This is a genomic window from Faecalimonas nexilis, assembly GCF_059731825.1.
Map to the genome: position 1 here is coordinate 513,688 of NZ_AP029189.1, position 24,068 is coordinate 537,755.

Sequence of the window (24,068 nt, forward strand, 5' to 3'; positions counted from 1 at the left end):
ATGTTTTTTTTGTGCGAAAATCTTTGATTTTCTTGTCTATTTTATAGGTTATGTATATAACCTATTTACACATAAATAAATGAGTGATATCTTTAAAACAAGATAAGTTACATACATAACTTTGACAGAGTATGACATAGAAAAAGGAGGAAATGAGATGAAAAAAGTACTGATTGCGACACATGGAAAAATGGCATCCGGAATGAGTCGCACAATACAGCTTTTGGTAGGAAACATGGCAGAGATTACAACAATTGATGCATATGTAGAGCCCGATGACGATATTGAAACTCAAATGAGTCAGTTTTTTGAACAGGCTGGCGAAGAAAAAATTTTTGTATTCACGGACATACAAGGGGGAAGTGTGAATCAGAAGCTCTTGAAGTACAGTGAGAGGAAAAATGTGGTATTGATTACCGGAGTGAATATACCAATTCTCATACAAATTATGTTTGCAGATGATGATGTGACTGTCGATGAACTACAGAAGATGATTGAAGAGGCAAGACAGGAACTTAAACTAGTAAGTGCAGATGGGTGTCTGGTTGAGGAAAATAAATTGAAAAAGAGTACTCAAGAAAAGAAACAAGTTGTGAAACAGCCGGAAAACTATGAAAATTCAACAGCGAAGATTGCGGCATTGCGTATTGATGACAGATTGATTCATGGTCAGGTAGCAATGACATGGACAAAGCAGCTGAAAGTACAGGGAATTGTGGTTGCAAACGATGAGGCGGCAAATGATCCGACACAGAAGATGGCATTGAAAATGGCAGTTCCGGCAGGGATTAAAGTGCTGATTAAGCCGGTTCAAGAGGCTATTCGAATGCTGAATCATCCAAAAGCAGAAAAAATGCGAATTCTTGTTTTGACAAGAACTGTGAAAGATGCAGTGACTGTAAGAGAGAATGTTGGAGAGATTGGATTTTTGAATCTTGGAAACACAGGAAGATTTGATGGAATTGAGGCATCGAAAAAGCAGAGTTTATCACCGACTATCATGCTTACGAAAGAGGAGATACAAAGTTTGAAAAAACTAGTGGAATTGGACGATAAAGTTTGTATGCAGCAAGTTCCAAATGATGAGCAGAAACTTGTGAAAGATGTACTTGGGAAACTGGATGAGTAACAAGAGATAAAAGGAGGAGAATGAACAATGGTAGAAGCATTTTTAGTGGCATTAGCAGTATTTATCTGCGTTGGAGGGGCAGAGTTAGCAGGATTTACAATGTTAAACAGACCGATTGTAATCGGACCGCTTGTAGGACTGTTCCTGGGAGATTTATCAACCGGAGTGACTGTAGGCGCAGCGTTGGAAGCTGTTTTTATGGGAGTGGTAAATATCGGTGGAGCATCTGCGGCGGAGCCTGGAATTGCTACAGCAGTAGGCACAGCGTTTGCGATCATGATGGGAAAAGGCAGTGGGGTTGCACTGACTTTGGCACTCCCAATTGGAATTTTGGGATTACAGATTAAGACACTTTTATATATTTTTATTGTCGGAATGTTTGCGAAGACATTTGACAGGCTGGCGCAGGAGGGAAAACAAAAGCAGATTACTGCACTGCATTATGGACTATGGGCAGTGAATTGGGCTTTGTATTCTCTGGTTGCATTTTTTGGAATCCTGTTTGGATCGGAGGCAGTAAGTGCATTTCTTGAATGGATACCGGACGTAGTTATGAATGGTCTGACTGTATGCGGCGGACTTCTTCCGGCTGTTGGTATGGCAATGCTCATGAAGATGCTTTGGGACAAGAAAATATGTATGTTCTTTTTCCTGGGATTTATTTGTGTGGCATATTTGGAATTGCCACTTGTGGCACTTGCTGTTCTTGGCGTGATCATAGCAGTAGTGATTGGAATGAATGATTACCAAATGAGTAAACTAGCGCAGATGAGACCTGTGTATGCAGGCGATCTAAAAGATACAGAATTAGATGAGGAAGAGGAGGAATTTTTCAATGAGTAAGCTTGTAAAATCTGTTTCGGCAGAAGAAAGAAAATTTTTAAGAAAAGCATTCTGGCGGTCTGCAACATTGTATGCGGCAGTAAGCCCGGCAAAACAAGGAGCATCTGGGTTTTGTTATTCACTGATGCCGGCGCTTAATCATTTTTACAAAGATCCGGAAAAGAAAAAAGAGGCGCTTTCGAGAAGTATGTCATACTTCAATACAACGGTTCCGTTTTCGACATTTATTATGGGACTTGTAGCTTCTATGGAAAAAGAAAATAGCGAGAAACCGGATTTTGATACGGCATCGATCAATGCTGTGAAATCAAGTCTTATGGGACCTCTTGCAGGGATTGGAGATTCTATCTTTTGGGGTGTGCTCCGTGTGATCGCAGCGGGAATTGCAGTCAGCATGGGACAGAGCGGAAACGTATTGGCACCACTTGTGTTTTTAATACTTTTTAACCTTCCGTCTATTTTAGTTCGTTATTACGGAACATTTTTAGGATATAAACTTGGTTCACAGTATATTCAGAAAGTATATGCAAGTGGTCTGATGAATATTTTGACGAAGGCGGCGAGTACAGTTGGTCTGATTATGGTCGGAGGAATGACTGCTCAGATGGTGACATTCACTTCAAAGCTGGAAGTGAGCATGAAGGGGGAATCTGTGATGAACCTTCAGAATATGCTTGATCAGATTTTTGTTGGAATTGTACCGCTTGGAATCACCTTACTTTGTTATTATCTGCTGAAAAAGAAAAATGTCAGTATCACAGTATTGATTCTTGGAGTGATCGTACTTAGCATTGTGTTATCGGTTTTGGGAATTGCATAAAAGAAGAGGAGAAGGACAATGAGTGAATGGTGGAAAAAATCAGTTGTATACCAAATTTATCCGAGAAGTTTTAAAGACTCTAACGGAGATGGATTCGGAGATTTGAACGGAATTATAGAAAAATTGGATTATATCAAAAAGCTTGGGGCAGATGCAGTCTGGCTGAGTCCTGTGTTTGATTCTCCTCAGGATGATAATGGGTACGATGTCCGTGATTACCGAAAAATATATGACAAATTTGGAACAAACGAGGATATGGACCGCCTGATCGAAGAGGCACATGCCCGTGGAATCAAAATTATTTTGGATCTTGTGGTAAACCATACTTCGGATGAGCATGAGTGGTTTGTGGAGAGCTATAAATCCGATGACAATCCGTACAGTGATTTCTATTTTTGGAAAGACCCAAAAGCGGATGGAAGTGAGCCGAATAATTGGGGCTCCAGCTTTTGTGGAAGCGCTTGGGAATATGCGGAGACAAGAGGACAATATTACCTGCATTTCTACACAAAGAAACAGCCGGATTTGAATTGGGAAAACGAGCAAGTGAGACAGGCAGTCTATGACATTATGAAATACTGGTTTGATAAAGGGGTAGATGGATGGCGAATGGATGTGATTGCATCAATTTCCAAATATACCGATTTCCCAGATTATCCGCAGAAGCCAGGGCAGAAGTATTACACAGGGTATATGCATAGCAATGGTCCGCGTCTGCATGAATTTCTGCAGGAGATGAACAGAGAAGTGCTCTCAAAATATGACTGTATGACAGTAGGAGAAGCACCAGGGTCGACTGCTTCGGAGGCAAGTCTGTTCAGCAATCCAGAGCGGAAAGAGCTGAATATGATATTTACGTTTGAACATATGAATATTGACCGTATTCCAGGATCTGTAAACCGAAAATGGGCGCTGAAACCATTTTCATTGGTAGAACTAAAAAGAGTCATGAGTGAGTGGCAGAACAAGGTAAATGGAGTGGGTTGGAACTCTTTATATTTTGAGAATCATGATCAGCCGAGAGTGATTTCCAGATGGGGAAATGACCGTGAATATCGTAAGGAATGTGCAAAAGCATATGCAACGGTATTGCATGGTATGCAGGGAACTCCTTATATATACCAGGGAGAGGAAATCGGTATGACGAATGTGCAGTATGAATTAGACGAATATGACGATGTGGAAATTCATAATGCGTACAAAGAATTAGTGGAAACTGGCAAGAGTATCAGCAGAGAAGATTTTCAAAAGGCGGTTTGGAACAAAGCACGTGACAACGCACGTGTACCGATGCAGTGGGATGACAGTGACAATGCAGGATTTACAACCGGCACACCGTGGTTCAAAGTCAGTGACCGATATCAGGAGATCAATGTGAAAGAAGCACTTGCGGATGAAGATTCCATTTTTTATTATTATCAGAAATTGATCACACTGCGTCATACAGAAGATATTTTGACAGAAGCAGATTACCATCTGTTATTGCCGGAACATCCAGAATTATTCGTATATGAACGAACATGGAATGGAAAAAGATGGCTTGTGGCAGCGAATCTGTCAGAAAAAGAAATTTCATTGGAAGAGGTAAGAGATTGTCTGGATGAAACTATGAAGATTGTCATCAGCAATTATAAACGAACAGAAATTCCTGAGACATTTCTTCCTTATGAAGCATGGATTGCAGAAAAAATAGGATAGATGTGATAAAGAGGGGGATGGATATGAAAGACGTGAGGCTGGCGGCATTTGATTTGGATGGGACACTGTTGGATTCTGCAAATAAAATAAGTGATTTTACAATTCGACAGATTCAAAAGGCGATAGACAGAGGAATTGAGATTGTCATTGCCACTGGAAGAAGCGTGCCCCTATTTCCGGAAGAATTGAAAAGAGTGAGTGGAATACGTTATGCAATAGTGGAAAATGGGGCAGGTATATACGATCTGAAAAATCAGAGATTTCTTTTTCGCAGGACAATTCCATATGACATCGTGCGAAAAATCGCAGATTGTCTGGAGGTGGCCGACGGGTTTGCAGAATTTTTTTCAGAAGGAAATGTATATTCCGATATTGAAAATATCAGCCGTCTGAATCAGGTTGACAAAGATGGTAATTTTGTTTCATATTTCAGACAGAATCATACCTTCGTAAATCATCTGAAAGCACAGGATAGACTGCTTGAAAATATAGAGAAGATTAATTTATTTTTTGTAAATCAGAATGTACAGGAAAAAATCAAAATGGTGCTGAAAGAGGAAACGGAAGTTTCAGCGACTTCTTCTATTGCAGATAATATAGAACTTCAAAACAGTAGTGTAAGTAAGGCATCGGGTCTGAAATGGCTTTGTGATATGCTTGGTATTAAAAAAGAAGAGATAATTGCGGTTGGAGACGGAGACAATGACAGAAAGATGTTAAGATTTGCAGGAATTGGTGCTGCAATGGCAAATGCTTCTGAAACAGTAAAAGGGGATGCTGATGTGATCCTTTTATCCAATAACGAGGATGGGGCTTTGCGATTTTTGTCAGAATATCTTGAGCTTGATTAAAAATAGATTGCACAAAATAGATAAGCTATTTTGTGCAATCTATTTTAGCGTTTAGGTAAAATTCTAAGAAAATTCCAAAAATCGGAGTATGCAATTATACACAAAATACGGCTGATTGTGCAATTGCTAGAAAGCAGTATATATATTATAATGAAATTAAGGGAATTATGAGATTTGGGAAAGCAGAAAAAGGAGAAAAAAGGTATGAAAATTATTAAAACAGCAGACTATAATGAAATGAGCAGAAAGGCAGCGAACTTGATCGGGGCACAGGTAATTATGAAACCAAACTGTATTTTGGGCTTGGCAACAGGATCTTCTCCGATTGGAACTTACAAAGAACTGATCAAAAGATGTGAAGAAGGAGATCTTGATTTTTCGCAGGTGAAATCTGTAAATCTTGATGAATACAAAGGACTTCCAAGAGACAATGATCAAAGCTATTATTACTTCATGAACCACAATCTGTTTGATCATATTAACATTGATAAAGCAAATACACATGTGCCTAATGGTATGGAGCCAGATGCGGCAAAAGAGTGTGCAAACTATGAAGAACTGATCAAATCCTTGGGAGGGGTTGATCTGCAGTTATTAGGTCTTGGACATAACGGACATATCGGATTCAATGAACCGGCAGAAGAATTTGACAAAGTGACACACTGTGTAGATTTGCAGGAGAGCACAATTGAAGCAAATAAACGTTTCTTCGAATCAGCGGACGATGTTCCAAGACAGGCTTATACAATGGGAATTGGCACGATTATGAGTGCAAAGAAAATTGTTGTGGTAGTAAGCGGTGAAGACAAAGCGGATATTGTAAAGAGAGCGTTTAGCGGACCGGTGACACCATCTGTTCCGGCATCTATTTTGCAGATGCATCCGGATGTGACTGTGATTTGTGATGCGGCTGCATATTCAAAAGTAGAAGCATAATCTGATCTGGAAGGAGGCGGCACAGGACAAGGACTGTGCAAAGTGTTATGATTATTAAAAATGTAAAAGTGTTTACAGAAGATAAAACATTTGAACCAGGAGCAATTGGAATTGAAAATGGTATTTTTAAGAATAATCTGTTTGACAGCGGAGAGATTATTGACGGAGAAGGCTGTTATGCAATCCCGGGATTGATTGATGTACATTTTCATGGATGTATGGGATATGATTTTTGTGATGGTACAAAAGAAGCAATTGAGAAGATTGCTGAATATGAGGCGTCTCAGGGAGTTACAACGATTGTTCCGGCAACGATGACTTTATCAGAAGAAGAGCTGATGAAAATCATGGCAAACGGAGGAACTTACGAGAACAAAGAAGGTGCGGCTGTGCTTGCTGGAATCAATATGGAAGGACCGTTTATCTGTTCGAAGAAAAAGGGAGCACAGGCAGCAACACATATTCACAAACCAGACGTTGCGATGTTCAGAAGGCTTCAGGAGGCAGCAAACGGATTGATTCGTCTCGTAGATATTGCACCGGAGGTAGAGGGGGCAATGGAATTTATCAGTGAGCTGAAGGATGAAGTGCATATTTCGTTTGCGCATACGACAGCGGACTACGATACAGCTAAGACAGGGTATGCATTGGGAGCTTGTCATGCAACACATCTGTACAATGCGATGCCACCATTTACACATAGAGAGCCAGGAGTAATCGGAGCAGCAAGAGACAGTGAACACTGTATGGTAGAGTTGATCTGTGATGGAATTCATATTCATCCGTCAGTTGTCCGTGCGACATTCCAAATGTTTGGAAATGACAGAGTCGTGTTGGTCAGTGATAGCATGAGAGCGTGTGGCTTGTCAGACGGAGATTATACACTTGGTGGACAAGATGTAAAGGTAGTAGGAAAGCTTGCGACTTTGAAATCGGACGGAGCAATTGCCGGTTCTGTCACAAACTTGATGGATTGTATGAGAACTGCAGTTAAAGAGATGGGTATTCCGCTGGAGAGCGCAGTTGCGGCTGCGACTATGAACCCTGCAAAAAGTGTTGGATTGTATGAACAATATGGCTCAATCACAGAGGGAAAAATAGCAAATGTAGTGCTGTTGGATGAGGATTTGAATATTAAAAAGATCATTATAAATGGTTAGAATAGAGATGGAGTTTATAAAGCAAGGTATATAGAAATATGTACCTTGTTTTTGTGTATAAAGAAAAAATATGTATAGTGTTTAAAAAGCAGAGGGGTGGAATTCTTGAAATTCCATCTCTCTTTGTTTGCAGATCTATATTGTGAGATTGAAAAGTAAATATACAAAATGTACAAAAATAAAAAATATATTGAAATACAAATCTACGCTATGTATAATATGTATTATCTATAAAGTTTGATATCTTGGTGAAAATGATGAAAATAGGAGGAAAAGGAAAGTGAAAAAGAAACTAGTTGCTTTTTTGATGGCGGTTTGTATGGCAGTGCCAAGCGTTGGGACAGTTGGAGCTACTGTGGAAGCAGCAGACAAAGAAGAAGCAAAGGTAATTGATGTAACCAAATATGGTGCGGATCCAACTGGTGCGACAGACAGTACACCGGCAATTAAAAAGGCTATTGAAGCGGCTAAAAAGGTAACAAAAAAATCGGATACACCTGTTGTAATCGATTTTCCGGAGGGTAGATATGATATTTATCCGGACCAGGCAGAAGAAAGAGAATTGTATATCTCGAATACAGTAGGAACAAATCAGACTTATAAAGATAAGAAGATAGGTATTCTGATTGAGGATATGGACAATGTAACGGTAGAAGGAAATGATTCATTGTTTATGTTCCATGGAAAGATGACAACATTTGCATCTATTGACAGTGAGAATGTAACATTCCAGAACTTTGAGGTGGATTTCCAAGTTCCGACAGTTATAGATATGACAGCTGTCAAAAAAGAAGGGAATGAGGTTACATACTATATTCCGGAATGCTATAACTATCAGGTAAATGGAAACAGTATCAAGTGGATGAGTGATAAGAGTCCGTATACAGAGGAATATTATTGGACATATACATTTAATGGTTCTACATATTCTCAGATTTTTGATACAAAAAACGGTCAGACATGGAGAAAACGAGGAAGCGACCAGCATGTTTTCAACAATGTATCAAAGATTGAAGATTTAGGAAATCATCAGGTAAAGATTACATATTCCAGTATGGGAACATTGGAAGAAGGATTCTGTTATCAATTGCGAGATACAACTCGAGATCATGCAGGAACATTTTTCTGGCAGAGCAAAGATGTTACTCTGAATGATTTAGATATTCGTTTTATTCATGGATTTGGTATGGTAGGGCAGTTCTCTGAAAATATTACAATGAAAGATGTGGATTTTGAGACAGACAAAGCATCTGGAAGAACAACAGCAGGTTACGCGGATTTCATTCAGATGTCAGGCTGTAAAGGATTGATTGATATTTCAGACTGTACATTTTCTAACCCACATGATGACCCAATCAATGTTCATGGTACATTCTTGCAGGTAATTGGAATTAGTGATGACAGAACAGAAGTGACTGTGCAGTACAAACATAATGAAACGGCTGGATTCCCGAATTACTATGTGGGAGATCAGGTAGAATTTTCAACATTGGGGAATATGGTTCCGGTATCTGAAAATGGGGACGTTGCAGTGAGAGAAGTTGTGAAAGTGGACGGACCGGATGGAAAAGGTGGCAAAGGAAGTCTGAACGATCTGACGAAGATTAAGCTTACATTTGACAAAGCGATTCCAGAAGGAGTACAGGTTAATCAACATGCGGTGGAAAACATTACATACACACCGAATGTGAAGATTCATGATAATATTTTTAAAGAAACTCCGACTCGTGGCGTACTCTGCACAACAAGAGGAAAAGTAGAGATTACTGATAATATGTTTGACAACATGGGGATGGCTGCGATTTATATTTCCAATGATGCACAGGGATGGTATGAATCAGGACGTACGACAGATGTGACGATCAAAGGAAATACATTTATTGTAAATCCGCTTACGGCAGGAGCTGCTGGAATCTTTGTGCAACCGACAAATAGAAATGTTGATGGAACAGTTCATAAGAATATGAAAATTGAAGGCAATACATTTTTCATGGCACAGAGTCAAAATGTATTGAATGCAAAATGTGTGGAAAATCTGACGTTTAAGAATAATAAAGTGTATCGTCAAAATCCAGATGTGACAGTAAGTGCGAAAGCGGATAAAACAAATCTTGCAGCAGGGGAATCTTCAAGTATCACTGTGACAGCAGATGGAGCGGAGCTTGGTGCAAAAGCATATCGTTTTGAAGGCTGTAAAAATGTTACAATCGAGGGTAATACATATGACGGAGGTTTAAATGCAGGTGTTGAGCTTGCAAGTACAGACAAAAACCAAGTGACAGTGAAAAATGACGTTGCAAAAGTGGGAGCAGATAACAAGCTGAATAAAGTGGGAACGATTTTCTACAAATCATCTAATGATAAAGTAGTAAAAGTATCTGCATCAGGTGTTGTGACAGCAGTGGGAAATGGAACAGCAGATGTAACGGCATATGCAGTTGCAGGAGGAAGAAAATTCGAGGCAGCTCCAATTACATATACAGTAGAAGGAGAAGCAACGGTCCAGCCGACTGCGATTAAAATTACAACAGAGACAGAAAAATTAACAGACCAAACATTGCAATATGCAGCAGAAGTGACAGCGGAAGACGGAGCGGATAAAGCTGTAACATGGTCAGTTGTTGATCCGACAACAGGTCAAGCAACAGATAAAGCAACAATCAATGAAACTTCAGGACTTTTGACAGCAGAAAAAAGCGGTGCGGTGGAAGTCGTTGCAAAGACAAAGAATGGTTTAGAAGCAAGAAAATTACTTTCTATCCAAGTGGGAGAAGTGACGCTTGCGGAGGAAATTACAATTGAGGGTGAAGATACATCTCGTTGGTCTATTCCAGAAACAAATAAGATTCATGTACAGGCAGCACAGGGAGGTACATTCAATAATCAGACACCAGCAAACTGGTTCAAGGTTCCGGTTGATAAAACTGTGAAAGAAGTGACAATTAAGATTGAAGGAAAGACCAAGAGTTCTTGGGAAGATGTAGGACTTTATCTTGGAAAAGATGCAGACAACTATGTGGCGATTCAGAGAAAACATCGCGGCGGAACAGAAGAAAATCTCGGAATGGTTAATGAAATGAACGGAGATGCAAATAACGGACGTGAACAGCTTAAAAAAGTTGAAGACCAAGATGTTGAAGAGATGTACTTTAAATTGTCAAGAGAAGGAAACAATGTAACATCTTATTATAAAGTAGAAGGAAAAGATTGGACAAAACTTGGAGAGACTGTAGAAAATACAACTTTTATTCCAGAAGGAGATGGTCAGTTTTATGTTGCATTTGGTGCAATGATGGATAAAAATGCAGATGGCAATACTTCGTATACTTTCTCTGAATTGACCGTTGATGGCAAAAAAGTGCCATTGACAAAAGACTCTGCACAGGAACTTGCAAAAGGAATTATTATCCAGGGAGAGAATAAAGAACGTTGGAATATAGAGGAAGAAAATAGAATTCACGTAAAATCAACAAAAGGTGGTACTTTTAAGGAACAGACACCGGCAAACTGGTTCAAAGTTCCGGTAGACAGTAATACAACAGAAGTATCTCTTAAGATTGAAGGGAAAACTGCAGTTGAATGGGAAGACGTAGGGCTTTATCTTGGAAAAGATGCAGACAACTATGTGGCAATTCAGAGAAAACATAGACAATCAAATGTTGGTGAACGATTCGGTATGGTTAGTGAGTCTAATCAGAGTGCAAGTGAGCAGTTGGCTGAGAGCGCAAGTGACAAGCAAGATGTAAAAGATCTTTATTTTAGATTATTAAGAAGCGATAATAAAGTCACATCTTACTATAGTGAAGATGGAAAAGATTGGACAAAATTTGGCAATGAAGTTACCAACACAACATTTATGCCAGACAGCAATGGTCAGTTGTATGTCGCATTCGGAGCTATGGGAAATGGAAATACAGAGTATGTATTCACAGACTTGAAAGTAAATAATAAGCCTGTTGCCTTGACTCAGTCAGTATCAGATAACCTTCCATCTGTATCTGAGGTATCTGTAGCTTACACAGAAGCAGAAAACAAATTGACAGCGTCTTACAAATTGGGCGAAGGTTCGGATAAGATTGTGAAATGGGCAGTTTCCAGTGAAGAAAATGGATTCTATTCAGTTTTAGAAGCAAATGCAGGTGACACATTGACTGCAACTCCGGATATGAAGAATAAATATGTGAAAACAGTTGTTGTTCCAGTAAAAGATAGTGGAGTATCTGGAGACATCGTATGGTCATCTAAGGCAGTGAAAGTGACAGGAGAAGGACTGGATGCAGGAAACGCAAAATCTGCAAATGCACGGTTAGCTAAAGCAGACATTACAGGACTTACAAAAGGATTTGAATTCGACAAAAATACATTGACATATCTTACAATGGCAACAACAGAAGAGAAAGAACTCAATGTAGAATTTGCGGCAGAAGACAAAAATGCAAAAGTTGAGACTGTATTCAATGATAAAGTGGTACAAGGTAACAAAGGTAAACTGACACTTACAAGTGGACGTAACTTGATTGAAGTGACAGTAACTGCAGAAGATGGTATTACAAAGAAATATTATCGTTTCACCATTTTCCGTGATGGAGATGATAATGCAAAATTGACTTCTTTGAAAGTAGATGGGCAAACAGTTGAATTAAAAGACGATGTATACGAATACAGAGTTGATGTGAATAAAGCAAAAGAAGTTGCATTAGAAGTAGTAGCAAACGCATCTGCAAAAGTAGCAATGTCATTCGAGGGTAAAGTTGTAAAAGACAACACAGTAACTTTGCAACCAGGCAGCAATATGGTGAATATTATCGTGACACCAGAAACGAGTGCAGAGCCAACACGTTACGCAGTAAATATTAAAGTTCCGGATCCGACAAATGCAAATCTGGAAAGTGTTGTATTCAGTGACAATGTAAAATTAGATAAGAAGTTTGAAAAAACAACGACAGAATATACTGGAATCGCAACTTCTTCTGCAATAACAATAGATGTGGCAGCCGAAGAAAAAGATGCGACGGTAAAAGTAACTGTCAATGGAAAAGAACAAAAAGAACTCAAGAAGGTTAAACTTGTAGAAGGAGACAATACAATTGTAATTGAAGTGACTTCTCCGGACAAGAAAGAGAAAAAGACTTATACATTCGAGTTAGAAGGAAAGAGTGTTATCTATCTTTCTGATTTGGAGCATAAGAATAATTCGACAAATGGTTGGAGCAATAAACCATTTGGAATGGATAAGACTTATGAAGGAAATCCAATTAGACTGGTAGAAGATGAAGAACAGAATATTCGTACATTTGAAAAAGGTGTATGGTCTCATGCTACTGCAAATATTTACTACGACTTGGAAAACAAAGGTTATAAAGAGTTTGAAACGTACGTGGGGGTAGATGCAGCACAGCTTGGAAAACCTGGCTCAGTAACATTTAAAGTGTTTATAGATGAGCAAGAAGTATTTACTTCAACAAAAGAGATGGTTCCAGAAGATATTATGCAACATGTTAAAGTTACGATTCCAGAGGGAGCAAAAGAGCTTCATTTGCAGGCATTGATGGGAGCAAGTGATAGCAACGACCACGCTGACTGGGCGGATGCAAAATTTGTCACAGCATTTGATGGAGGAGAAGAGCCGAGCGTACCAGTAGAGAGTGTAGCAGTGACAGCTGACAAGAAAGAGTTAAAAGTTGGCGAGACAGCACAGGCAACAGCGATCGTAACACCAGATAATGCAACAAACAAAGAGGTAACATGGTCTGTATCAGATAAAGAGGTAATTTCTGTGGATAACACTGGAAAAGTAACAGCAAAAGCAAAAGGAACAGCAGAAGTTATTGCAACAGCCGAAAATGGCGTAAGCGGGAAAGTGGTAATCACAGTGACAGAAAAGGATACGCCGGTAGAGCCAGATGTAGAAGTAGAAAGTATCGAAGTGACAGCAGCAGACACAGAGCTGAAGGTTGGAGATACAACAAAAGTAACAGCACAAGTGTTACCGGACAATGCAACAAATAAAGATGTGACATGGTCTGTATCGGATAAGAACGTGCTTTCAGTGAGCGAAGATGGAACAGTAACAGCGAAAGCAAAAGGAACAGCAGAAGTTATTGCAACAGCCGCAAATGGCGTAAGCGGGAAAGTGGTAATCACAGTGACAGAAAAGGATACGCCGGTAGAGCCAGATGTAGAAGTAGAAAGTATCGAAGTGACAGCAGCAGACACAGAGCTGAAGGTTGGAGATACAACAAAAGTAACAGCACAAGTGTTACCGGACAATGCAACAAATAAAGATGTGACATGGTCTGTATCGGATAAGAACGTGCTTTCAGTGAGCGAAGATGGAACAGTAACAGCGAAAGCAAAAGGAACAGCAGAAGTTATTGCAACAGCCGCAAATGGCGTAAGCGGGAAAGTGGTAATCACAGTGACAGAAAAGGATACGCCGGTAGAGCCAGATGTAGAAGTAGAAAGTATCGAAGTGACAGCAGCAGACACAGAACTGAAGGTTGGAGATACAACAAAAGTAACAGCACAAGTGTTACCGGACAATGCAACAAATAAAGATGTGACATGGTCTGTATCGGATAAGAACGTGCTTTCAGTGAGCGAAGATGGAACAGTAACAGCGAAAGCAAAAGGAACAGCAGAAGTTATTGCAACAGCTGAAAATGGCGTGAGCGGGAAAGTTACAATTGAAGTAACAGAAAAAGATATTCCAGTAGAACCGGACAAAGCTGACAAATCAGATTTACAAGAATTGGTAGATAAATACAGCGAACTGAAAGAGAAAGATTATACAGCAGATAGCTGGAAAGGCTACCAGGAAGCAATGGATACAGCAAAAAAAGTGCTGGCAGATGAGGATGCAACTCAGGAAGAAGTAGATGCAGCAAGCACAGTGTTGAAAAATGCGGTTGATAAGCTGGTAAAAGTGGATGAACAAAAGAAACCAGAACAAAAACCATCTGATTCAAATAAAGATAAGAATCAGGAAAAACCGGTTAAAACAGGGGATACAATGACAGTATTACCAGTTGCGGTTCTTATGGCAGCATGTGTAGCGGTAGTTGCAGTATTTGTGCGTAAGAGACGAGAGGGGCGTTCATAAGAAAATAGAACGAGAGGTTTAAGACCTCTCGTTTTTTAATGTCAGCAACACGGAAAATTGTGTCGCTGTTTTTTCAATCGTTGTTGTACCACCCATTAGCTGCATCATTTTTACAGTGCTCTTCAATCCGATCTGATTGCTTTCTATGGCAGAGAAATCTTTTTTGACAGTGTTTGTAAGCTTGATGGTAATGGAATGTAGTGCTTGTGTGACTGTGACGGTTATCCTATCCTGCTTATCTCCGTATTTGATAATGTTGGCGAATAGATTTGAAAAAATGCGTTTCAGCATCGTTACATCACAGAGAAAAAAGAACGTACTCTCAGGAAAGGCAAGTTCTGTCTGAAAACCAACCAATTTCAGAAATTCACAGTGCTCCATCAAAATCTGTCTTAACAGAGCGTAATTTTGAGAGTGCAGTTCCGGTGTCTCAGTGGGATCAAATACGAGCGCATACTCAAACATACGATCTGTCATTTCTTTGATGTCCGCTGTCTTTTGCAGACAACGGTTTAAATATTCCTCTTGCTTATCAGGGCGTTTTTGCTGCTTTAAAATTTCCAAATATCCATTCAAAATGGTGAGCGGTGTGCGAAGGTCATGTGACATCGCGGTAATTAAGTCCTGATTGGCTTTGCGGCTCTCCTGCTCGGACTGTATATTTTCGTCAAAGGCGATGCGGAGATGATCAAGTTCATGGGAGAGGATTCCGATTTCATTTTTTTGGTAGTCTGGAAAAGGATGTGACAGATCGCCACCTGCCATCACGAGCACATCGTCTTTTAAGCGAATGATCTGTTTCATTTTCCGGCTGACAAAAAAAAGTACAAGAAAAAGGAAGAATCCGATACAGACTACGAGAAGCACCATACAGTATGGGTAGAGAAAGAAGGAACTGTGGTAAAAAGTAATATGTACCTGCGCCATTCCGTTTTTAAATTGAATCGGAAAGCTGATTGGGGTTTCGCCCTCTCCACCGGTCAAAGCATAGCCGAAGTCAAAAAAACTCCGAAACGCATGTTTTTCCATGGAAATCGGAGTTTTTCCGCACAGAAAAATTCCATCTTCCAAGCCGTAAAGATAAATACCTGTATAGTCGTCCACGAGATCGAAGAAAGGCTGCATTTTTTCGATCGTTTCCTTGTCATCTTCTGAGTCTGGGATGTCATATTTGAGTGCCTCCTCATACAGCGTTCCCCAAAAGGAATCGTCGTTTAGCTGCGGGTAAAAGTTGAATTTGTCGTTCAGATAACCGAAGGTCTCATAGCGTTTTCCCCATAAGAACGAAAAAAGGAGATAGCAGAGTGCTCCGGCGAGTAGTATGACAATTGCAAACTGCGTGCGTATTTTACAGTTCTGAAATTTCTTAATCACATCGATACCCCTTTCCCCAGACCGTTCTGACGATAGTTGGATGATTCGGATCCATTTCCACTTTTCGTCTCAGATTCCGAATATGCACCGTTACGGTGTTGTTTGCGCCATAATAGTAAGGCTCGTCCCAAACAGCCTCATAGAGCCGTTCTGCAGAAAAAAGTTGTTTCCGGTTTTTCACGAGAAGGAGTAACATTCGGTACTCTGTGTCAGTCAGGTCGAGCGGCTTCCCGTCTGATAAGACTTCTTCTTTCTCTTCGTCAATGGTAAGATGACGGTATTGAAAGGTTGTTTGTGGAGGTAGTGCTTCTTTTTTTCCCTTGTAAATGTGATAGCGGCGGATGAGCGCTTTGACACGGCTGATCAGCTCACTGTAGGAAAATGGTTTGGCGAGATAGTCATCACCTCCGCTTGAAAATCCAAGTGTCTTGTCGCTGTCCTTTGTTTTGGCGCTCAGAAATAGAATTGGGGCATTTGTTATTTTACGGATTTCCAGACAGGTCTGATATCCGTTAAGTCCAGGCATCATAATATCTAAAATGATGAGGTCGAAACAAGTTGTCTGTAAGAGGTCGAGTGCGGTTTTTCCGTCTTTTGCTTCTTCTGTTAAAAAGCCCTCACCGGACAGCAGAATCTGTATGATTTCTCGAATCTCCGGGTTGTCGTCGACGATCAAAATGTGTGCATTATCCATGGTGTTTCCTCCGTGTTTTGTCTTCTATGCTTATTATAGCGAAAAAATGACAAAAATCAGAGAGACTTAAGAAATCTTAAGAATTAGTTGCGTAGTTCCTTAAGATTTTATCTGTAAAATAGACGTGAGGTGAGAAAAATGAATAAAATTAGTATTGTGATACCTTGCTTTAACGAGGAGGAGGCTCTGCCGGTATATTATGAGGAGATGAGCCGTATTATGAAACAGATGCAAGGAGTAGACTTTGAATTGCTGTTTGTGGATGATGGATCTTCGGATCGGACACTTGGGATTATGAAAAGTCTGCATGAGAGGGATGAGCGCTGCAAATATTTATCGTTTTCAAGAAATTTTGGAAAAGAGGCGGCGATTTATGCGGGACTTAGCAATGCAGAGGGGAATTATGTGGCAATTATGGATGTGGATTTACAGGATCCGCCGAGTCTGCTGCCCGAGATGTATCGAACTCTTATTGAAGAGCCGTACGACAGTGTGGCGACAAAGCGGTCTACACGGACAGGGGAGCCAAAAATCCGTTCCTTTTTATCCAATCGTTTTTATAAATTTATCAATAAGATTTCCAAGACAGAGATTGTAAGCGGAGCCAGAGATTATCGATTGATGAAACGAAAAATGGTAGATGCGATTTTGGAGATGAGCGAATATAACCGATTCTCGAAGGGCATCTTTGAGTGGGTCGGATTCCGCACAAAATGGATGGAGTTTGAGAATGTAGAACGGTCAGCAGGAGAGACAAAGTGGTCGCTGCGCAAATTATTTTTCTATTCGTTGGAAGGGATTACAGGGTTTTCGGTTGCCCCGCTTTCCTTGGCGTCCGTTGTCGGAATTTTGTTCTGTATCCTTTCTTTTTTGATAATTGTGTTTATTATTGTGCGCACGATCGTGTGGGGGGATCCGGTAGCAGGCTGGCCTTCACTTGTGTGTATCATTTTTATGGTGAGCGGAGTACAACTGCTTTGTACCGGAATTGTTGGGCAGTACTTGTCTAAGACATATTTGGAGACGAAGCATCGTCCGATTTACATATTGAAAGATTCCAGCGAGGAGAACCAATATGAACAGGCAGAAGTTTAAACAAACGATTCCGTATCTGCTACTGGGAATGTTCACACTGTTTTTTTGCTGGTTTTTTTGCGGAAGATATGGTGTATTTGGCTCGAAGGTAGACTGGATCAGTCAGCACAGCGTACTGCCGGATTATTTCCGGCAGCAGTTTTATAATACAGGACAGCTATTTCCGGAGTTTGCAGCAAATATCGGAGGAGGGCAAAATATTTATAACTTTGCCTATTATGGGTTGTATAGCCCTGTTGTTTTGATCTCGTATTTTCTGCCTTTTGTAAAAATGAGCGATTATATGATGGCTGCAGGCGTTATAAGTCTTTTAGCAGCTGTCTTATTGTTTTATAAATGGCTTTTGCGAAGAGGGATTACGAGCAGGCTTAGTTTTCTGACGGCGTTGCTTTTTTTATTGTCCGGACCGATGATCTACCATTCTTATAATCAGATTATGTTTGTCAATTATATGCCGTTTTTGTGTCTGGCATTTTTAGGTGTAGATCGGTATTTTGAGAAACAGAAAGCAGGACTCTACACGATAAGTGTATTTCTTATGATTCTGACAAGTTTCTACTTTAGCATAGGTGGAATGTTTGCGCTTGTATTGTATGTTATTTATCGGTATACCGAGGGCAAAGAGAAACTTGGAGAAAATATAAAGATTTTAGGGTTTGTGTCAGATGGATTTCGCTTCCTTTTACCGATGCTGACGGCAGTTTTGATGAGTGCCGTACTTCTTGTGCCGACGGCGATGGCGCTTGCGGGAGGACGAGAAGGAGGACATAAGACGGCACTGTCTGCGCTTTTGATTCCGGAAATTCCGATTTTCCGGGTTGTATATACGCCGTACGGTATCGGATTGACAACACTTGCGATCACGGTCCTGATTACCGGATTGACATATCGGAAGCTATATGAGAAATTTTTGCACATTGCCTGTATCGTTATTTTGGCAGTACCTTTGTTTGCCTATTTGCTTAATGGAGGACTTTATATTCGGGATAAAGTGATGATTCCATTTTTGCCGTTTTTATGTTATCTGATTGCAACTTATTTGGAAAAGCAAAAACGGCGTGAAATCTCTTTTTGGGCAGGAGCCTTGCCGTTTTTACTGACAATTGTGTTGGTGTATATGGGACGTGAACAAGGAAAATATTCAGAATATCTGGGCTGGGTGCTGGTGGATGCGCTGGTGATGCTTGTCTGCTATCTTATTTTTTATTGGAAGAAATTCGATTGGGTTCTCATCGTTGTTCCAATTGGCTTTTTGGCGCTGTATGGAGTGGTGCTGCACAAAAGTGCCGACAAGATGATCGAACCGGCATTTTACGAAGAGGTGACAAATAAGCAGATTCGAACTGAGATTGAAGAGTTAACAGAAAAAGAGAACGGATTTTACCGAATGGAGCAAAGCGGCACGACAAGTGAAAATGCCGCAAATTTGAACCGTATTTGGAATATGCAGCAGTATGTATCATCGATTTATTCGTCTTCCTACAATCCGGCGTACCAGAAATTTCGAACCGAAACATTTCTGGTGGAACAGCCATTTCGAAATGTATTGATGCAGTCTGTGACAGAAAACCCGATTTATCAGAAATTGATGGGGGTAAAATACATTCTTTCTGAACAAGAAATCACAGGGTATCAACAGGAGAAGAAAGTCGGAGATGTGACAGTCTATAAAAATGAAGAAGTTCTTCCGATTGCGTATGTGACAAATCAGATGATTTCGGAAAAAGCGTATGAAGATTTGGAATTTCCGTACAGTCAGCTCGCTTTTTTGCGATTTGCTGTAGGAAAATCAGTAAATGATACAGTGAATCCGAAAGAGGTGTTGAACAGTCAGGTGAAAGAGACTGGGGCAGAGATTCCGATGGAAGATACGAAGGCGATTGAAAAGATAGAAGATGGATACCATATTAAGTCAAAAAAAATTCAGAATGTGAAATTAAAAATCAGTGAGGAGGCACAGAAGGAAGAGATTCTGTTTGTGCAGTTTGAACTAAAAAATTACAAGACATCCAAGGATGTTTCTGTGTGGCTTGCAGGTGTGAAAAATAAACTAAGCGCAGGATCGCATATTTACTATAATGGCAACACAACCTTTACTTATGCGGTAAACCTAAAGGCGGGACAAACGGAAGTGAATCTGGGACTAGGAGCAGGAAACTATGAAATCCGAAACCTTCGATGCTATATCGGAAATACTGACGAATCCTTAAAGACGCTGTGCCAAAGCGAATTTAGGATGGACAAGGCACAGACAAAAGGAAACCGAATTGTAGGAAGTGTGGACGGCGTGAAAGATGGGTATCTGATTACATCGATTCCATATGATGAGCACTTTGAAGTGAAGATAGATGGAAAAGACGTGAAGTATGAAAAAGTCAATACGGCATTTTTAGGAGTAAAGATGCCGGTCGGAACACATGAGGTAGAGATTGTGTATCATGCACCGGGATTGAAGATGGGAAAAGTATTGTCTGTGACGGGCTTGCTGCTCTTGGCTGGAATGATGCTTTGGAACAAGAAAAAGGCGTATAAGCCCCTTGACAAATATCATTTTATGGGGTAGTATTTCCTCAGAATAAGAAACGGCGAAGAAAAGAAAAAGTAATAATTGAGACGCCATACAGAAAGCTGCCGGTTGATGAGAGGCGCATGGAAAGTCGATTATGAATACATCTTGGAGCTTTGCACCGAACAGTGACATAATTCTAAGTAGGCTGCAACGGGATGGCACACGTTATCGTGCCTGAGTATTGATAGATACTTGCAGAGGCGTTTGCTGTGAAGTGAATGCGAATGAAGGTGGTACCGCGGGATTACACTCGCCCTTTATGTTAGATAAGGGGCGGGTTTTTTTAATTATAGAAAATTATATGTCATGCAATAAAACGCTCCGAAAAGTAATAAAACCGACAGACAAGAAGGAGAATGAAAAATGAAGATTTATGATGAATTGAAAGCAAGAGGATTGATTGCGCAGGTAACAGACGAAGAGCTGATCAGCAACTTGATTAATGAAGGAAAGGCAACATTTTACATCGGATTTGACCCGACAGCAGACAGTCTTCATGTGGGACATTTTATGGCACTGTGCCTGATGAAACGTCTTCAGATGGCAGGGAATAAACCAATCGCATTGATCGGGGGAGGAACAGGATACATCGGAGATCCATCTGGAAGAACAGATATGCGATCTATGATGACCCCGGAGCAGATTCAGCACAACTGCGACTGCTTTAAAGAGCAGATGAGCAAATTCATTGATTTCTCAGAAGGAAAAGCAATGATGGTAAACAATGCAGACTGGCTTTTGGATCTGAACTACATTGAATTGCTTCGCGAAGTAGGGGCGCACTTTAGCGTGAACCGTATGCTGACAGCAGAGTGCTACAAACAGAGAATGGAAAAAGGACTGAGCTTCTTAGAGTTTAACTACATGATCATGCAGGCGTATGATTTCTACGCATTGTACCAGAAATACGGATGTAATCTTCAGTTCGGTGGAGATGACCAGTGGAGCAATATGCTGGCAGGTACAGAATTGATCCGCCGTAAGCTTGGAAAAGATGCAAGTGCGATGACAATCACATTACTTTTGAACTCTGAAGGAAAGAAAATGGGAAAAACACAGTCTGGTGCAGTTTGGCTTGACCCGAATAAGACATCACCATTTGAATTTTATCAGTACTGGAGAAATGTCGCAGATGCAGATGTTCTGAAATGTATCCGTATGCTTACATTCCTTCCGTTGGAAGAGATTGACAAGATGGATGACTGGGAAGGAAGCCAGCTGAATCAGGCAAAAGAGATTCTCGCATTTGAGTTGACAAAACTTGTTCATGGAGAAGAGGAAGCGACAAAAGCACAGGAAAGTGCAAGAGCATTGTTCTCAAGTGGTGCAGCAGCAAACATGCCGACAGCAGAACTTACAGAAGAAGATCTTGTGAACGGAAGTATCGATATTTTGACAATGCTTGTAAAGAGCGGATTAGTTCCATCTAAATCTGAAGCAAGACGTGCTGTAGATCAGGGCGGTGTTGCTGTAGATGGAGACAAAGTTACTGATATTAAAGCGGTATTTGCAAAAGACGTGTTTGCAGGAGAAGGTATCGTGCTGAGAAGAGGGAAAAAGAACTTTAGAAAAGTAATCATGAAATAAGGTTCTGAAACATAGACTTATGACAGCTGCCTTATGTGGCGCAGGTGAAAGGAGTGTATAAGATGGCATTTCAAGAAGTGAAAATAGAAGACCTTTCGTTCAATCCATTTACAAAGATTGGAAAAGAATGGCTTTTGATTACAGCGGGAAATGAAGAATCCTATAATACAATGACAGCAAGCTGGGGAGGCGTTGGTGTTATGTGGGGAAAGAATGTGGTAAGTGTTTACATTCGTCCACAGAGATACACGAAAGACTTCGTAGATCACAATGATCTGTTTACGATTGCGTTTTTTGGGGAAAACTATCGTCCGGCGCTTGCTTACTGTGGAAAAATATCCGGAAGAGACGAGGATAAGGTGAAAAATGCAGGATTGACACCGTATTTTACAGATGGAACAGTGGCGTTTGAAGAGGCGGATATGATTATGGTCTGCAAAAAACAGTATCATCAAGAGATGCGTCCGGAATGTTTTGATGTCAAAGAGAATGATGCAAGATGGTATCCGGAAAAAGATTATCATACGATGTATATGGCTGAAATTGTGAAGGTGCTTGTGAAAGAATAAGAGTGCGAAAAGAAGAGGAATCCACCAGGTGATTGAACTGGGAGGGTTCCTTTTTTTGTGCTGATAAAAATGTTTGGTGAAAGTGTATATGCAAAATGATGTCGTTTTTTGTAATTTATTAAAAGTATTAATATAAAATTTTTGTGAAAGCTTTAAAATTTCAATGAAAAAAGAAAAATATCCTATATTTTTTCTTTAAAACATATATTATACTAGCAATATCAACAAACGACGGAGCGAAACGTCGATAACAGAAGGGAGAACAAAAGTTATGAAAAGAAAATTAGCATTATTAGCAATGGCAGGATTACTCGTTGTATCTACAGCAGCATGTGGATCAAGTGGAGGAGACAATGGAGGATCTGACAAAGGCGGAGACAAATCCACATCAGACGTTGCGAACAAAGATAAACCTTTAGTATGGTTCAACCGTCAGCCATCTAACAGCTCTACAGGTGAGTTAGACAAGAACGCTTTGAACTTTAATAAAGATACATATTATGTAGGATTTGATGCTAATCAGGGTGCTGAACTTCAAGGAACAATGATCAAAGAGTACATTGAAGAAAATATTGCTACAATCGATAAAAATGGTGATGGTGTAATCGGTTATGTATTGGCAATCGGTGATATCGGACATAATGACTCTATCGCTCGTACAAGAGGTGTTCGTAAAGCTCTTGGAACAGACGTTGAAAAAGATGGTGCAATCAACAGTGACCCAATCGGAACTAATACAGATGGTTCTTCAAAAGCAGTAAAAGATGGTTCAATCGAAGTTGGCGGAAAGAAATATATTATTCGTGAGCTTGCTTCTCAGGAAATGAAGAACTCTTCAGGAGCTACATGGGATGCGGCAACAGCAGGTAATGCAATCGGAACATGGTCTTCTTCATTCGGTGATCAGATCGATGTAATCGCATCTAACAACGATGGTATGGGAATGTCAATGTTCAATGCTTGGTCAAAAGACAATCAAGTTCCTACATTCGGATACGATGCAAATAACGATGCAGTTGCAGCTATCGCAGAAGGATACGGCGGAACAATCAGCCAGCATGCAGACGTACAGGCATATTTAACACTTCGTGTTCTTCGTAACTCACTTGATGGTGTAGATATTGACACAGGTATCGGTACAGCAGATGAAGCTGGAAATGTTCTTTCAGAAGACGTATACAGATACAGCGAAGAAGAACGTTCTTACTATGCATTGAACGTAGCAGTTACAGCTGAAAACTATAAAGAATTTACAGATTCTACAAAGGTATTCGAACCAGTTTCAAATCAACTTGATGAAAAAGAACATGCAAAGAAAAAAGTATGGTTGAACATCTACAATGCTTCTGATAACTTCTTAAGCTCAACATATCAGCCATTACTTCAGAACTATGATGATCTTCTTAACCTTGATGTTGAATACATCGGTGGTGATGGACAGACAGAATCTAACATTACAAACCGTCTTGGAAATCCAAGCCAGTATGATGCGTTCGCAATCAACATGGTTAAGACAGACAACGCAGCTTCTTACACATCTTTATTGAATCAATAATAACAAAAAAGAAATGAAAAAGAGCAGATTATTGGGAAGAAGAAATTCTTCCCGATAACCTCTTTTTGAGTAAAAGAAAATAATAA

General features: G+C 40.1%; 15 protein-coding genes and 1 other annotated feature. Of the genes, 13 read left to right on the top strand and 2 right to left on the bottom strand.

Annotation, left to right across the window (positions count from 1 at the left end):
• Nucleotides 1-157: 157 nt before the first annotated feature.
• From AC6I5B_RS02390 to AC6I5B_RS02425, 8 genes are all read left to right on the top strand, one after another.
• Nucleotides 158-1,129 carry a PTS sugar transporter subunit IIAB gene (locus AC6I5B_RS02390; protein WP_022250479.1) on the top strand — a complete coding sequence of 324 codons (972 nt, stop codon included), beginning with the start codon at nucleotides 158-160 and terminating at the stop codon, nucleotides 1,127-1,129.
• Between the two features lie 27 nt (nucleotides 1,130-1,156).
• The gene (locus AC6I5B_RS02395) at nucleotides 1,157-1,972 is read left to right on the top strand and encodes a PTS mannose/fructose/sorbose/N-acetylgalactosamine transporter subunit IIC (RefSeq protein WP_497773569.1); all 816 of its coding nucleotides are present in this window, start codon (nucleotides 1,157-1,159) and stop codon (nucleotides 1,970-1,972) included.
• The gene (locus tag AC6I5B_RS02400; protein ID WP_004611916.1) at nucleotides 1,965-2,792 is read left to right on the top strand and encodes a PTS system mannose/fructose/sorbose family transporter subunit IID; all 828 of its coding nucleotides are present in this window, start codon (nucleotides 1,965-1,967) and stop codon (nucleotides 2,790-2,792) included. Before AC6I5B_RS02395 ends, AC6I5B_RS02400 begins: the two co-directional genes overlap by 8 nt.
• A gap of 18 nt (nucleotides 2,793-2,810) precedes the next feature.
• Entirely contained in the window at nucleotides 2,811-4,490 is a 1,680-nt protein-coding gene (locus AC6I5B_RS02405) for a glycoside hydrolase family 13 protein (protein WP_022250480.1), read from the top strand.
• Nucleotides 4,491-4,513: 23 nt separating this feature from the next.
• The gene (locus AC6I5B_RS02410) at nucleotides 4,514-5,341 is read left to right on the top strand and encodes a Cof-type HAD-IIB family hydrolase (RefSeq protein WP_181989690.1); all 828 of its coding nucleotides are present in this window, start codon (nucleotides 4,514-4,516) and stop codon (nucleotides 5,339-5,341) included.
• 204 nt (nucleotides 5,342-5,545) lie between these two features.
• Complete coding sequence (gene nagB, locus AC6I5B_RS02415; protein WP_022250482.1) at nucleotides 5,546-6,277, top strand: glucosamine-6-phosphate deaminase; 732 nt, start codon at nucleotides 5,546-5,548, stop codon at nucleotides 6,275-6,277.
• Nucleotides 6,278-6,324: 47 nt separating this feature from the next.
• Nucleotides 6,325-7,437: an N-acetylglucosamine-6-phosphate deacetylase gene (gene nagA / locus AC6I5B_RS02420; protein ID WP_071143611.1), complete on the top strand. Its 1,113-nt coding sequence runs from the start codon at nucleotides 6,325-6,327 to the stop codon at nucleotides 7,435-7,437.
• Between the two features lie 280 nt (nucleotides 7,438-7,717).
• Nucleotides 7,718-14,539: an Ig-like domain-containing protein gene (locus tag AC6I5B_RS02425; protein WP_497773570.1), complete on the top strand. Its 6,822-nt coding sequence runs from the start codon at nucleotides 7,718-7,720 to the stop codon at nucleotides 14,537-14,539.
• Between the two features lie 18 nt (nucleotides 14,540-14,557).
• On the opposite strand, the gene AC6I5B_RS02430 is transcribed toward AC6I5B_RS02425, so the two are convergent.
• Together AC6I5B_RS02430 and AC6I5B_RS02435 are read right to left on the bottom strand one after the other, a co-directional pair.
• Entirely contained in the window at nucleotides 14,558-15,913 is a 1,356-nt protein-coding gene (locus tag AC6I5B_RS02430) for a sensor histidine kinase (RefSeq protein ID WP_497773571.1), read from the bottom strand.
• Nucleotides 15,906-16,607, bottom strand: a complete 702-nt coding sequence (locus AC6I5B_RS02435; RefSeq protein WP_071143614.1) for a response regulator transcription factor — start codon at nucleotides 16,605-16,607, stop codon at nucleotides 15,906-15,908. Before AC6I5B_RS02435 ends, AC6I5B_RS02430 begins: the two co-directional genes overlap by 8 nt.
• 138 nt (nucleotides 16,608-16,745) lie before the next feature.
• On the opposite strand from AC6I5B_RS02435, the gene AC6I5B_RS02440 reads away from it, so the two are divergent.
• The 5 genes from AC6I5B_RS02440 to AC6I5B_RS02460 all read left to right on the top strand — a co-directional run bounded on the left by AC6I5B_RS02440 (nucleotide 16,746) and on the right by AC6I5B_RS02460 (nucleotide 23,982).
• A complete protein-coding gene (locus AC6I5B_RS02440; protein WP_071143615.1) occupies nucleotides 16,746-17,702 on the top strand; it encodes a glycosyltransferase family 2 protein in 957 nt (318 codons plus the stop codon).
• Complete coding sequence (locus AC6I5B_RS02445) at nucleotides 17,683-20,265, top strand: YfhO family protein (RefSeq protein ID WP_318261245.1); 2,583 nt, start codon at nucleotides 17,683-17,685, stop codon at nucleotides 20,263-20,265. The genes AC6I5B_RS02440 and AC6I5B_RS02445 overlap by 20 nt, the downstream gene beginning before the upstream one ends.
• Before the next feature lie 16 nt (nucleotides 20,266-20,281).
• Nucleotides 20,282-20,532: a binding site (T-box leader), on the top strand.
• A gap of 102 nt (nucleotides 20,533-20,634) precedes the next feature.
• Complete coding sequence (gene tyrS, locus AC6I5B_RS02450; RefSeq protein WP_004612052.1) at nucleotides 20,635-21,858, top strand: tyrosine--tRNA ligase; 1,224 nt, start codon at nucleotides 20,635-20,637, stop codon at nucleotides 21,856-21,858.
• A gap of 62 nt (nucleotides 21,859-21,920) precedes the next feature.
• Nucleotides 21,921-22,427 carry a flavin reductase gene (locus AC6I5B_RS02455; RefSeq protein ID WP_071143617.1) on the top strand — a complete coding sequence of 169 codons (507 nt, stop codon included), beginning with the start codon at nucleotides 21,921-21,923 and terminating at the stop codon, nucleotides 22,425-22,427.
• 271 nt (nucleotides 22,428-22,698) lie between these two features.
• Complete coding sequence (locus tag AC6I5B_RS02460; RefSeq protein WP_004612054.1) at nucleotides 22,699-23,982, top strand: substrate-binding domain-containing protein; 1,284 nt, start codon at nucleotides 22,699-22,701, stop codon at nucleotides 23,980-23,982.
• The last annotated feature ends 86 nt before the right edge of the window (nucleotides 23,983-24,068 follow it).